This window comes from Robertmurraya sp., assembly GCF_036676585.1.
Classification (GTDB): domain Bacteria; phylum Bacillota; class Bacilli; order Bacillales; family Cytobacillaceae; genus Robertmurraya_A.
In genome coordinates this window covers 1-14,183 of the sequence record NZ_JAKFCQ010000108.1, presented here as the reverse complement: position 1 = coordinate 14,183, position 14,183 = coordinate 1, and the positions used below count along the sequence as shown (strand labels likewise).

12 protein-coding genes and 2 pseudogenes are annotated in these 14,183 nt (G+C 38.2%); 13 read left to right on the top strand and 1 reads right to left on the bottom strand.

The features are described 5' to 3' along the window. Positions 1 to 128: pseudogene (locus ACGLXV_RS14975) on the top strand (RNA-guided endonuclease InsQ/TnpB family protein); the annotation flags it as partial. Between the two features lie 783 nt (positions 129 to 911). Here ACGLXV_RS14975 and ACGLXV_RS14970 read toward each other — a convergent pair. After that, positions 912 to 1,133, bottom strand: a complete 222-nt coding sequence (locus tag ACGLXV_RS14970; protein WP_391559279.1) for a hypothetical protein — start codon at positions 1,131 to 1,133, stop codon at positions 912 to 914. A 217-nt stretch (positions 1,134 to 1,350) separates the two neighbouring features. On the opposite strand from ACGLXV_RS14970, the gene ACGLXV_RS14965 reads away from it, so the two are divergent. The 12 genes and pseudogenes from ACGLXV_RS14965 to ACGLXV_RS14910 all read left to right on the top strand — a co-directional run bounded on the left by ACGLXV_RS14965 (position 1,351) and on the right by ACGLXV_RS14910 (position 14,162). Then, entirely contained in the window at positions 1,351 to 1,473 is a 123-nt protein-coding gene (locus tag ACGLXV_RS14965; RefSeq protein ID WP_391559277.1) for a hypothetical protein, read from the top strand. Positions 1,474 to 1,579: 106 nt separating this feature from the next. Continuing rightward, positions 1,580 to 2,179, top strand: a complete 600-nt coding sequence (locus ACGLXV_RS14960) for a Uma2 family endonuclease (protein ID WP_391559276.1) — start codon at positions 1,580 to 1,582, stop codon at positions 2,177 to 2,179. Between the two features lie 55 nt (positions 2,180 to 2,234). After that, positions 2,235 to 2,606, top strand: coding sequence for an HIT family protein (locus tag ACGLXV_RS14955; RefSeq protein ID WP_391559275.1), 372 nt, complete (start codon positions 2,235 to 2,237; stop codon positions 2,604 to 2,606). A gap of 157 nt (positions 2,607 to 2,763) precedes the next feature. Next, positions 2,764 to 3,096, top strand: coding sequence for a phosphoribosyl-ATP pyrophosphohydrolase (locus ACGLXV_RS14950; protein WP_391559274.1), 333 nt, complete (start codon positions 2,764 to 2,766; stop codon positions 3,094 to 3,096). Continuing rightward, complete coding sequence (locus tag ACGLXV_RS14945; protein ID WP_391559273.1) at positions 3,083 to 5,521, top strand: DEAD/DEAH box helicase family protein; 2,439 nt, start codon at positions 3,083 to 3,085, stop codon at positions 5,519 to 5,521. The genes ACGLXV_RS14950 and ACGLXV_RS14945 overlap by 14 nt, the downstream gene beginning before the upstream one ends. Before the next feature lie 29 nt (positions 5,522 to 5,550). Next, entirely contained in the window at positions 5,551 to 5,967 is a 417-nt protein-coding gene (locus tag ACGLXV_RS14940; protein ID WP_391559271.1) for a DUF6884 domain-containing protein, read from the top strand. After that, positions 5,964 to 6,596, top strand: coding sequence for a GIY-YIG domain-containing protein (locus tag ACGLXV_RS14935; protein WP_391559270.1), 633 nt, complete (start codon positions 5,964 to 5,966; stop codon positions 6,594 to 6,596). Before ACGLXV_RS14940 ends, ACGLXV_RS14935 begins: the two co-directional genes overlap by 4 nt. Positions 6,597 to 6,761: 165 nt before the next feature. Next, positions 6,762 to 7,163, top strand: a complete 402-nt coding sequence (locus tag ACGLXV_RS14930) for a (deoxy)nucleoside triphosphate pyrophosphohydrolase (protein WP_391559269.1) — start codon at positions 6,762 to 6,764, stop codon at positions 7,161 to 7,163. 100 nt (positions 7,164 to 7,263) lie between these two features. Continuing rightward, positions 7,264 to 10,167, top strand: a complete 2,904-nt coding sequence (locus ACGLXV_RS14925) for a DEAD/DEAH box helicase (RefSeq protein ID WP_391559268.1) — start codon at positions 7,264 to 7,266, stop codon at positions 10,165 to 10,167. Positions 10,168 to 10,494: 327 nt separating this feature from the next. Further along, positions 10,495 to 10,827 (top strand): nucleotide pyrophosphohydrolase, encoded by a 333-nt coding sequence (locus tag ACGLXV_RS14920; protein WP_391559280.1) that lies wholly within the window; start codon positions 10,495 to 10,497, stop codon positions 10,825 to 10,827. A 109-nt stretch (positions 10,828 to 10,936) separates the two neighbouring features. Continuing rightward, positions 10,937 to 12,805, top strand: a pseudogene (locus ACGLXV_RS14915) (DUF2075 domain-containing protein). 217 nt (positions 12,806 to 13,022) lie between these two features. Continuing rightward, entirely contained in the window at positions 13,023 to 14,162 is a 1,140-nt protein-coding gene (locus tag ACGLXV_RS14910; RefSeq protein WP_391559267.1) for an IS4 family transposase, read from the top strand. The last annotated feature ends 21 nt before the right edge of the window (positions 14,163 to 14,183 follow it).

The window sequence follows — 14,183 nt, the reverse complement described above, 5'->3', positions numbered from 1 at the left end:
GCAATAAGAAAAAGCATACTTTCTGCTGTAAAAACTGCTCTTATCAATCGAATGATGATCGGATTGGAGCCATGAATCTTCAACGAAAAGGAATTGAGTACATCGTTGAAGTGACTGTACAGGTATGACCTGTGTGGTCGGGTAGCTGTCAATCTGCCCTGATGTATCAACACGTTTTCGGATGTCAAAAGGTAGGAGTTTCGTCAGAAACGCTTGCACTACTGGTTAGATACAAGCTCGTCAATTTATTGACGAGTCATTGACTTTGGGGAAATAGCGGGAGTCTGGCAGACATTTAGAAATACGCCCAACAAAACGGGGCTCATGAATCCCGACTCAGTTTGGATATCACATCATCAAAAAAGCGTGTGAATAATTGGATAATGATCCACGTTTTTTCTACTTTGTTTCAAAAATAAAAAAATGACTCCTTCTTTTGTTTATGGGAAGGAGTCATTTTTTCAATCATTGTTTTAATTCTATGTGTTTGAAAATATTGAAAATATGTTATGTTTTTGATAGGAATATCTGTCTCATTTCGGATTGGTAGACAACTCTAAGTTAACTAGAGTCGCTGGTGCCCTTCGATTTAACATTGACGAATGTGCATTTCACCTGGATTATCTACCAAGGCTGATCAATCCGTACGTTTGCTTCTCTCAAAATATCCTAGGAAGCCTGCTTTCAGGGAAGAATTGTTGAATTTAGGAAGGGCGCTGAGAGTGGACGGTTCCAAGAGGTGACGTGCAGGATCACTGATGGAGAATGTTATGGACATAAAAGGATGGCTTCCAGTCTTTTATTGTAAATTTCCTGGGTACGGGCTCTAGGTAAAAGGGATCTATTATTTGGCTTCTATAGTTATAGTCAACTGTGGAATCATGGGGTTTGAAAGAGAATGAAATTTTTTCTCATGACCCTTTCTTTGTCAGCAATTGCATATCATCCAAGCTGGCTAGGAAGATGACAGCCTCTTGAATATGCCGGAAGCGGTGCATGATGTCTTCTCCTTGCATCAGAAAAACATTACTGTCTTCGGCCTGGATGCGGTATGTTTCCCTTTGCTGCAGAAAATCTACTTTTCCTTCTTGGGAATAAATATCGAATATCTTTTCAATTAAAGTGTAGTTCATATCATATCTACTCCAATTTCAGCTTCTATAAGTTTATTTTGCAGCATCACAGAAAAGGAATCCATGTCAAACCGATGGGGATCAACCTTTCTGTTTCTTTTTCTCCAGTATAATACCGGGGATTTGGAAGTAGAAGAGGATTTTTCTCCGTCGTAAGCTTTTTTTGCGGAAGCAGGTATCATGTATTCTCCAAATGAACAAATAGGAGGTGATTAGGATGAGGGACACGGGTGAAAATCAGGACGTTCTGATGGACCGGACGATATGGAAGAATCAAAAACTAGCTCTGTCTTTGCGTTTGGAACAAATGGAGGATGATCTGAACGTCTGGAAGAATTAGAGAAAACATTCTGAAAGAGAAGTATAGCGTGCTGGAAAATAGATGGTGTGCCATTTGTTACAGTTGATTCATCCATGATAAAATAAGGACAAGAGGGGGTGTATTTGTGGAAAAGCTGAATGTCAATCAGAAGTATACAGTGGAAGAATTCCTTCAATTGGATTTTAAAGAAGGCCGGTATGAACTTCATGAAGGTTATCCCGCCCTAATGTCCCCCGCCTCTGCTGGTCACGAGGCTATAGTCGCTTCTTTAATTGGAGAGCTGACTTCAGCCTTAAAGGGAAGCCATTGCACTGTTTTCGGAAGTAACCTGGCTGTAATCCCGTACGGAACAGAAATCAAGGATTGGGAAAAGGAGAAATTCTTTTTACCAGACATTTCAGTCATTTGTGACCACAAAAAAATTCGACAAGGAAAGTGCTACGGGGCACCTGATTTGGTGGTAGAGGTATTATCCCCTTCTACATCCAGAACAGATTTGGTTACCAAGTTAAATGACTACGAAAAATCTGGTGTGAAAGAATATTGGATTGTAGACCATTCTAATCAATATATAGCGAAATACGTATTAATTAACCATAGTTTCGTGAGGGAAGATGTATTTGATGTCGAAACCCATTTTTCATCAACGCTCTTCGCGGAAATAAATTTTGCGGTAAAAGATATTTTTCGTTTCTATACCAACTTTGGTTTGGAAGAAAATTAAAGAACAAGAACGCTGACAATCTATCAATTGTTATTTTATCATCGAGGTGTGTCCCATGACTTGTCCCTTTTGTACCATGCCAAACGAGCAGATTATCCTAGAAAATAAACTGGCTAAAGCCTTTTATGACAAATACCCAGTTCAGAAAGGCCATCTTCTTTTTGTCCCCAAACGTCACGTAGAAACGTATTTTGAAGCAACGGAAGATGAAATCATGGCGATCCATCAATTGATCCATCAAGGAAAAGAAATTATCGATCAACAATACCAACCGGATGGCTACAATATCGGCGTCAATATCGGAGAATTTGGCGGGCAGACCGTTATGCATTTGCATATCCATCTTATCCCTCGCTATAAAGGAGATATAGAAGATCCACGAGGAGGCATTCGAAAGGCGATCCCCAATTTGGTGCCGTATCCATAGATCGACGATTTTTTCAAATTTTATAGAATTTCTATGGAAAGTCTGACATAATCTGTCAGGCTTTTGTTATACTTAATCGGAAAGTATTATACGTATAAAGCTACGCTAGTAGCTTTCTTATACTCAAATTATTAAACCATATAAAGGAGCAGACTTTGTGCCTATATACAATAAATTGATCCGGGACCGAATACCTGAAATTATTGCTCTAACGGGCAAGACATACAAGACGCGAGTATTGGAACAGGATGAATATAAGGATGAGCTTCAAAAGAAATGCCAGGAGGAAATGGGAGAATACTTACAAAGTACATCAGATGCTGAAGCCCTTGAGGAATTGGCGGATCTTTTGGAGGTCGTCTATGCGTTAGCTGAGGTTCATGGTTCCTCCCAAGAGGAACTCGAAACCATTCGAGCGGAAAAAGCTGAAAAAAGAGGTGAGTTCCAGGAACGATTGCTATTAATCGAGGTGGAAGATGGCGAGAATTAAACTCATCACAAATGATATTCTCTCTGATTTAATTCCAGCTATAGAATCTTCTGCTTCCATTTATTTTATCATTTCATTTGTTATGGATTCAGGAGTTCGTTTGGTAGAGGAGTCTATCAAAAGCGCAATCCAAAAAGGTGCGGAAGTCAAGCTATTGGCAGGGGATTATTTATTTGTCACCCAACCTGCAGCACTCAGAAGACTCATCGAAATCGATGACCGAATCGAAGTCCGGCTGTGGAAAAGCAGTGGATCTTCTTTTCACCCAAAAGCCTATCTATTTCAGCAAAAAGATGGAGAGGGCATGCTGATCATCGGATCATCGAACCTATCTCGTTCTGCTCTTACGTATGGAACGGAGTGGAACCTTTCGGTGGACGCAGGAAAGGAACCGGATGTTTTTCAAAGAGCTCTCGATGAATTTATGAAAGCTTTCAATCATGATCAGACGATTCCGGTAAATACGGAAACAATCATAGTTTATGAAAAAGAGTATGAAGATTACCATCAAAAGCATCCTCAATTGATCCGGACTTGGACGGAAGAGGAAGCCAAAGAACTCATGTACAGCCTTCCCAAGGATCAAGAGGTTCCCCATGAGATCAAGGAACAAGGGGCGCTGTATTCCATTCTGACACCAAGACCTGCTCAACAAGAAGCTCTTCTCGAGCTGGAAAAGACGCGGGAGGAAGGATATGACAAGGCCATGGTAGTCATGGCGACTGGTTTAGGAAAAACGTACTTAGCCGGCTTTTTTGCCCAGCCTTTTCAACGAATCCTATTTATTGCTCATCGGGAAGAGATCCTCTTCCAAGCCAAAACGTCTTTTCAACGCATCATGCCTGATCGCACCTTTGGCATCTATAACGGAACATATAAAGAAACAGAAGCCGAAGTGATCTTCGCTTCGGTGTTTACACTTGGAATGAAACACAACCGGGAAAAGTTTGCGTCTGATGCTTTTGATTTAATCATTATTGATGAGTTTCACCATGCTGCCGCTACGACCTACCAGCGACTGTTGGATTACTATAAACCATCATTTTTACTAGGGATCACCGCTACACCTGACCGGATGGACCGAAAAGATGTCTACGCCATATGCGACGGGAACGTGGCCTATCAGCTCCATTTCCTAGATGCGATACAAAGAAGGTGGCTGGCTCCCTTTCATTATTATGGAGTATATGACGAAACGGACTACTCGAAAATCACCTGGCTGGGAACTCGCTATGATGAGGAAGAACTGCTAGCTGCTCAATTGCGAGAAGAAATGGCGGAAAAAATCTACCAAGCCTGGAACCAATATAAACAGACACGAACCCTGGGCTTTTGTTCATCCATACGACAGGCAAACTTTCTAGCCAACTATTTTAATCAAAAGGGAGTTCCTGCCCTTAGCCTGCATTCAAAAACAACTGAAATGACAAGGCAGCAAGCCATTCAGCAATTGGAGAATGGAAGATTGCAAGTCATCTTCACCGTAGATCTTTTCAATGAAGGAGTAGACATTCCTTCGGTGGACACGCTGCTTTTTACTAGACCAACAGAATCCCTTACCGTCTTTACTCAGCAGATCGGTCGGGGATTAAGACTCCACGAGGGGAAAGAGTATTGTACCATCATCGATTTAATCGGAAATTACCGAAATGCCGATGTAAAGATAGGTTTATTTGACACCCAAAACGATACTCTATCAGAAAAAACAGCAGGACGTGTTTCCATCAACCCGGTTATTCCAGACATATGCCAATGGGAAATAGACATACAAGCCATTCATCTATTAAAAGAAATGGCTAAAAAGAGACAGCCTCGAAAAGATAATCTCAGAGATGCTTATCTCGAATTAAAGCAAGAGTTAGGAAGACGACCCACTTATTTGGAGCTTCATTTGCACGGAAATGCTGATTCCAAAGCATATAAGCAGGAGTTTAAATCGTATGTTGGATTCCTATATTGGGCGGGGGAATTGAATGATAGAGAAATAGAAGCTTTTAAGAGAGTGGAACCATGGCTGCGGGAAGTGGAAGCCACCGGAATGGCGAAGAGCTATAAGATGGTTGTGCTTTTATATATGTTGGAAAAGGGAACAGAGCACTGGCTTGAACCGATTACCCCTGAACAAGCTGCTCCTTATTTTCACCATTACCTGACGAAAAAAGAATACCGGAAGCAAATTGACTTCTCCGATTCATCATCGCAAAAGTTGTGGGAGTATGATCAGACCAAGGTAGCCAAGTTGATCGCTGACATGCCGATGACCAAGTGGTCTAGTAGCTCCAAAGGGTTAGTGAAGTTTGAAGATGGTATCTTTCGATTTAATTTTGATATAGTTCCAGAGGATCAAGAGATGGTTTATCAATGGACGAGAGAGATTTGTTTGTATAGGCTGCATGAGCATTTTGAGAGGAAGGGGGGGAAGTAATATTACTAGAGAGAAGGTGGGGTAGGGCAATGAAAAGAATTGTATTGATTTCTTGTGTTAGTAAAAAACACCATCATAGATCGAAAGCAAAAGATCTATATACCAGTCCACTATTTACTATGAATTTGCAATATGCTAGATCTTTAATTCCAGATAGGATATTTATCCTTTCCGCCAAACATGGCCTAGTCTGTTTAGATGATGAAATTGACCCCTATGATGAAACTCTTAATACTAAAACTTCCAAGGAAATCAAATATTGGGCTACTCAAGTACTAGATAGTTTAAAGGGTGAAATTTCTTTGGAAAGAGACGAAGTCATTTTTTTGGCAGGAGATAAATATAGAAAATACCTTGTCCCTTTCATTAAGAATTACCAAATTCCTTTAAAAGGTTTGACGATTGGTAAACAACTGCAATATTTAAAAGGGAAGGTGGGGTCATGAATCAAGTATGTGAGAAGCTGCACCATTATGTTAATTGTATTCAACGATTTACTTTTCCTATTATAGAGCATCTTCTACCAAATAATGGAGTTTACATACTATTTCAGAAAAATGAACCCGGTCATGGTCATGATCGAATTGTAAGAGTGGGCGCCCATACGGGCATGAATCAATTAAGATCAAGACTCAAGCAACACTTTATACAAGAGAATAAGGACAGGAGTATTTTTAGAAAAAATATTGGAAGGTGCTTACTTCATTCAGAAAAACATCCTTATTTAGAGGTTTGGGAAAAGGATTTGACTACCAGGAAAATGAAAGATGTGTATGGTCATCTTGTCGATAGTCCATTTCAACAAATGGTAGAGAAAAGAATTACTCTATTTTTGCAGGAGAATTTTTCGTTCTGTGTTATTCAAGAGGATGATAAAGATCGCCGTTTATGGTTGGAATCTAAGATCATATCAACGGTTTCCCAATGCAATGAATGCGGTCCATCTTCAATGTGGCTGGGGTTACATTCTCCGAAGGAGAAGATCAGGGAAAGTGGACTTTGGCAGGTGAATGAATTGTATAAAGAGCCTTTTATTGAACATGAATGGAAAGCAATTGAAAAAACCTTAAAATAGGGAACACCTAATGTTTGGCTAAAGATTAAAGACAGAAAAACCTTTTTATTTAGAATATCTAAAGATTAATGTGATATTTACATTATTTATGTTACTCCAGGAAATATATAATAGAAAAAACAAGTAAACCGAGAATTAAGTAGTTATCTTCATAAGGAGGATCTAATGAAAAAGGATATATATGTTGTTGGAGCAGTGATCATTGAAAACGAGAAAATCTTATGTGCACAAAGAGGGCCAACTAAGGCATTACCTTATAAATGGGAATTTCCAGGTGGGAAAATTGAGAAAGATGAGTCACCTCAAGAAGCCTTACAACGTGAAATTAAGGAAGAAATGCATTGCAAAGTCGAGATTGGTGAGCAGATCGATTATACAGTTTATGAATATGATTTTGGTATTGTTCATTTGACTACCTTTTATTGCAAACTAATGGAAGGAAAACCTTCCCTAACTGAGCATGCATCAATTAAATGGTTGTCACCTAATGAGCTCTCATCCTTAGATTGGGCACCTGCGGATATTCCAACTATTGAAAAATTATCAAAAGTATTTTTGGCGAAATAAGGTTAATTGCCAATAGAGTTATTGGTTTTTCATGGGGAATATACATACAAAACTATGAACATAAAAATAAACTTGAATATGGATAATCAATGGTGATCATATGGAGACATTTATACAAAATCTAGAAGCATCCTTACATAAGGGATTTATCGATCAGAAGTATAGTCAATCAGCAAGTTACAAGCCTAAATTATTAGTCAATAATACGAAAAAAAATGAGAGCGTCCTAACTACATTGCTTGAAGAGCTTGAAAGCAGTGTTTCCTTTATTTTTTCTGTTGCATTTATTACTGAAAGTGGTCTTGCTACTCTAAAATCTCATCTTTACGATCTCAATCGTAAAGGAATTAAAGGGCGAATATTGACTTCAACATTTTTAAACTTCAATCAACCTAAGGTATTTAGAGAGTTGATGAAGATTAACAATGTAGAGGTTAGGTTAACAAATTTACAAGGTTTTCATTCTAAAGGATACATATTTAATCATAATACCCATTACTCACTAATTGTTGGGAGCTCAAATTTAACTGCACATGCATTGAAAGTAAACTATGAATGGAATGTAAAATTGACCTCCCATGAAAATGGAGAGATCGTCCATCATTTCAAAAATCAATTTGAAGAGGTGTGGCAGGACGCTCAACCATTGTCTGAAGAATGGATTCAAAATTATGAAAAGACATATACTCAGGCTTTAGACAATAAGGTAATGGATCAATTGGTTGAATTACCGGCTAAATATCATATCAATTCTATCGAAAATGCTGTTAAAATTGTGCCTAATAAAATGCAACAGGCTGCATTGCAAGAAATCCAAGCGCTTCGTAATGCAGGAAAAGAAAAGGGCTTGATTATTTCGGCAACAGGAACGGGTAAAACCTATCTTTCCGCATTTGATGTGAGACGGTTCGCTCCTAAACGGATGCTATTTATTGTTCACCGCGAGCAAATACTAAATAAAGCGAAATCAGACTATATAAGAATTCTTGGTGGAATAGAAGAAGATTTTGGGATTCTATCAGGTTCGAATAAGCAATCAGATGCAAAGTATTTATTTGCAACGATCCAGACCATTTCCAAAGAAGAAACTTTAAATCAATTCAATCGCGAGGCATTTGACTTTATTTTAATAGATGAAGTTCATAAAGCAGGTGCCAAATCTTATCGTAGAGTGATTGAATATTTCAAACCCCAATTTTTTATGGGAATGACTGCAACACCTGAACGGACAGATGATTTTAATATTTATGAACTGTTTGACTATAATATTGCATATGAAATTCGATTACAAGAAGCGCTTGAAGAAGATATGCTTTGTCCTTTTCACTATTTTGGAGTCACGGACCTAGAATTGAATGGAGAGACAATAGAGGACACCACACTTTTAACGAAGCTTCTTACCGAAGAGCGTGTAAATCATATCATAGAAAAGATAGAATACTATGGTTTTTCTGGTGAAAAAGTAAAAGGCTTGATATTTTGTAGTCGAAAAGAAGAAGCGGAAAAATTGTCTCTATTATTAAACGAAAAAGGATTTCACACTGTTGCGTTAACTGGGGACCATTCTCAAGAAGAACGAGCAATCCGGGTAAATGAATTAGAAAATGGGAAACTTGATTATATCTTAACCGTAGATATTTTTAATGAGGGGATTGATATCCCATGTATTAATCAAGTTGTAATGTTAAGACAAACTCAATCTAGCATTATCTTTATTCAGCAGCTTGGACGTGGACTCCGTAAGCATGATTCGAAAGATTTTGTTACGATCATCGATTTCATTGGCAATTATAAAAATAACTATTTAATTCCGATCGCCCTTTCGGGAGATAAATCGCAAAACAAAGACAATATCCGTCGACATACACAGGATACAAGCTATATAAAAGGAATCTCAACCATTAACTTTGAAGAAATAGCAAAAAAACGAATTTTTAAAGCGATTAATAACAGCAGATTAACAGCAATGAAAGTCTTAAAAGAAGCTTTTGTCGAGCTTAAAAATAGGATAGGTAGAGTCCCCTATTTATATGATTTTGTATCCCATCATTCTATCGATCCTGTTGTCATTGTATATGAGCATTCAAATTACTATCAATTTTTACTAAAAATGAAGGAAGAAATTCCGGCATTAACAGACTATGAAAATAAAGTTTTAACCATGCTTTCACTAGAAGTATTAAACGGAAAACGTAAGCATGAAATTATATTATTGGATTTGTTATTACGAAATGAAATAGTAGGATTTAAGGAGTATATTCATGCTTTAATGGAATCTAATTGTCGAACAGATGATGCTACTATTGCTTCTGTTCAACGTATTTTTGATCTGTCGTTTTTTACTCAAATGTATAAGGAGAAATATGGGGAAAAACCAATCATTACCTTGATTGATGGTGAATATTTTATATTTTACGATAGGATTCAGGAAAGTCTTAATACAAATTTACACTTTAAAAATTTGGTTATAGACGTTGTTCGAAGTGCAAAAGAAAAGAACATGGTTTATCAATGCGATCAACCTCTTACTTTATATGAAAAGTATTCAAGAAAAGACGCTTGTAAGTTATTGAACTGGGATATTGACGAAAGTTCCACTGTGTATGGTTACAAAACCAAATACCATACTTGTCCCATTTTTATAACCTACCATAAAAAGGACGAGGTAGAGTCAAGTGTGAACTATGGTGATGAGTTTCTCAATCAAGAAGTTCTTAAATGGTATACAAGAAGTAAAAGAACATTAAAATCAGAAGAAGTTCAAACCATTATTGAAGCAGAAGAAAACGATATAGATCTACATATTTTTGTAAAGAAGGATGACGATGAAGGAAGCGACTTTTACTATTTGGGTAAGGCAATCCCTGATAAAAAGAGTGTTCAACAGGCTATAATGCAGGACAAGAATGGCCAAGAACTTCCGGTCGTCCATATGAATATGGTTATGGAGCAACCTATTGATGGTAAGCTTTATCATTATATTAAGGATGGAATGGATAAGTAGTAAATAGAATGTAAAATATATTACTATTCCATAATTATCCAAATGGCAAAGTTTAGAGTTGAAAAAATTAGAATAGTGGTTGGTTTTAAACGCAACACATTTGAAGTGCTGCTGTTCACTACTAACTTATCGAGGTAAGTTAAAGAGGTAACAGTGAGTAAAGAGCCTCTCTATTCGGAAAGGCTCTTGATCCTTCTTCAAGAAGAGGTCTTAACCTGAATAACCGCTCAATCAGAGGGTTTTAAGAACATTCGAAATGTATTTTCAAAAAATACAGAACTTCTCATCATCTCTTGTATAATGGTCGTAAATCAAACTTTGAGGAAAATAATGAAAGAACTCATCAATAATATCCTAGAATTCCGCAAGGAAAGAGACTGGGAGAAATTTCATAATCCGAAGGATTTAGCTATCTCCATTTCTTTGGAAGCAAGTGAGCTTTTAGAGAATTTTCAATGGAAAGATAGTGAACAGTCTATCGAAAAGAACTTTCTAAATATTAAAGAGGAACTGGCAGATATATTAATCTATGCTTTATACCTCTCCCACGATCTAAACATTGATATAAAGGAAGCGATCCTAGAGAAGTTGGAGAAGAACCAACAGAAGTATCCAGTGGAGAAGGCCTATGGATCAAATAAGAAATATAACGAGCTGTGAGGGGGCAACATTGGACATGAATGGTACCTAGAGTAAAGTCTATACAGGTATATAGTCGTGTGCTAATATTGGCAATATAATACAAAATATGACATAAGGACCATGTTAGATGATCATATATAATGAAACTTCATCCCAATTTTTAAGTCACATCTATGAAAATAAGATTGGATATGTCTTAAAGACTAATGTTCTTAAAAAGATGAACAAAGTGGTTTCCCCTAGTGAACTAACTTCCTGGGAGAGATCTCTTCCACAAATGGCTAAGGTTTTACGCGATGCCAATTTAAAAGAGGATACCCATATTTTATTAGAATACAAGCTTCCCTCCACTGAAAAACGAATTGATTTTCTTATCGCGGGCCGAGATAAGAAAGGGAAAAAGAATGCGGTGATTATCGAACTTAAGCAGTGGGAGAAGGCGAAGAGAGCCGAAGGAAACGGAATTGTAAAAACCTTTTTAGGCCAAAGGGAAAGGGAGACGGTTCATCCTTCTTATCAAGCTTCATCTTACAAACGATATCTGCAAAACTTTAATGAAGCATTGTACAGTGATTCCTCCAAGATCCATCTGTCATCTTGTGTGTATCTTCACAACTATATTATGGCCATGTCTGATGAACCATTATTGGATCAGCGTTATCATGAATATTTTGGTGATTCGCCTATATACTTTCAATTTAATGATCGAGATCTCGCAAAAGACCTTCAAAAGTCAGTAGCTAATGGGAATGGGAAGGATATTGCCGAAGCAATTGAGAATGGTAAAATTCGACCTTCTAAGAAACTAGTAGAAACCGTCAGTTCTCTCTTGAGAGGCAATGAAGAATTTATATTGCTTGATGAACAAAAGGTAGCTTTTGAAAAAGTGGTCAGTCTTCATCAGCAATTTCAAAACCATACCGATCGAAAGCAGGTTATCCTTATCAAAGGTGGACCGGGCACGGGGAAATCCGTGATTGGTCTTAATCTATTAAGCTATATGCTCAAGAGTGGAGAGAATGTCCAATACATTACGCCTAATCAAGCATTTCGGGAAATACTCCGAAAAAAATTAATGGGTACATCTCGACATGTAGAAGTGAGAGATTTGTTTTAAGGATCAGCGTCCTATGTTGATACTCCTGTCAATGCTTTTGATATTTTGATCTGTGATGAAGCCCACCGTTTAAAAGAATTCGGTCACATGCAGAAGAAAATCGAAGGGGAAAATCAAGTCACTCAAATTATTCGTTCTTCGCGAATGAGCGTGTTTTTTATTGATGATTTTCAAAAAATTTCCAAAAAAGATATTGGAACCTTGGATCTGATCGCGAAGGAATCTTCCAGATTAGGAGCGGACACCCATGTGGTCGAACTTGAATCACAGTACCGCTGTTCAGGATCTGGGAACTACATTTCTTGGTTAAATAGCGTTCTTGGATATGAACAACATGTAGAGCCTTTGGAAGGTGATTACGATTTTCGAATTGTATCCAGTCCACACGAACTGATCCAAGAGATCGTGAAGGAACGTGAGGGAAGGCTATTAGCCGGGTATGCATGGGAATGGACAAAAAACCTGATTGATGGAGAACTGGCGAAAGACGTTATGATTCCAGAGCATCAATTTGCTCTTCCATGGAATGATCCTAATCGAATAGATTGGGCTATTCATCCGGATTGTGCCTATCAGGTAGGGTGTATCCACACGGTACAAGGTTTAGAGATGGATTATGTAGGGGTTATTGTTGGACCTGACTTAGGGTACGATTCGGATAGTAGATCACTTATCATAAACCGAGAAAACTTTAAAGATAAAGGGGCTAAGCCTGCTAAACCTAAGAAAGGATATCAAGATCCACTTGAAAGTTTAATTCGTAATACATACAAGACATTAATGACTCGCGGAATGAAAGGATGCTACGTATATTGCTGTGATAAAGAGTTAGAAAAATTTTTGAGGGAAAGGTTTAAGGGAACTTTCCGATACTCATAGATCACTCCAGGAAGCAAAATATGTTGGCCTCGGTGGGTAGGGGAATAATCCTAACAAAGTTAAGAGCCTTTATGCCAGTTGCTGAGCAAATCTTCGGGGTCTGACCACGGGTGCTGATTAGGCAGTTTATGGGAATAAATGAGTAGTAGAAAAGGACACTCTCGTATACAATTGGTTGTATCCCCATACAATCCATTGCATAAACGAGGTGTCCTCTATGTCACAGACTAGCACACTACTAAGAGCGTTACAACAAGTAATTTCCGAAAAAGAAGTGTATGAGATGGCAGAGAAATATGGTTATCAAGAAATAGCACGGAAATTTACCGTCTATGAACTCCTAAAGTATTGGGTAACTGCTGCGGTTGAAGAGTGGAATGGGTTTCGCGACAGTGAATCGGCCATGAAAAAGATGGCTGATCTTCAAGCGGTTGATCATACCACCATCTGCAAAAAATCTGCTCTCGTCCCTTATCTCTTATTTAAAGAACTCTTTACCCTTCTTGTTCAAAGGTGTAATCGCCAAACAAGAAGGACATTGAAATTACCTTTTCCTCTCTATGCTGTAGATGCTACGGTCATTACATTTACTCCTCTACGAATGAAATGGGCTTCTTTTACACAAACTCGTAACGCCGTACGACTTCATGTCCAATATGATATAGAAGACCAGATGCCTACCTTAATCGAAGAGACAGATGGTCGAACCGGTGATTCGATGATGGCGGAGAAAGTGTTTCCTAGTGACCCTGGAACGATTGTTGTAGCCGATCGGGGGTATGTTAGAGCGAAACGATTCGATAAAATGACGGAAGATAACCGCTACTTTGTGATTCGTGTAAAAGAGGACTATACCATTGACCGTGATCATGCCGACATCGTGAGTGAGCCTTCTGAAAAAATTCATGAAGACATTTTCTGTTATGTAGGAAAAGGCTCGTCACGGACGAAACATCGGGTAAGAGTCGTTACTTTTCTCGATGACAAGGGGCATCCGATTCGCGTTGTCACCAATCTATTAGATGTAGATCCAAAGACGATTGCCCAGATCTATCGTCTCCGTTGGCAGATCGAGTTGTTTTTCCGCTGGATCAAGCAGCATCTTCATGTGAAACAGATTTACGGCAATACACCCAATGCAGCCTATGGACAGCTTTTTGGTGCCACCATCGCCTATGTTCTGTTACGTTGGGTTTATAATGGTGCATCCCAAAAATGGAGAACCATTCAACTTACCTTTTTAAATTTTACTCGATATTGGATGCGTAACCTTTTGCCAGCAGAAGTGAAGATAAGTATTTTTGAATTTTTATACATGGAACATGAGGACAATCTTAGATTTAATGAAAGGAAATGATTGGTTAATCAGCACCCGTGG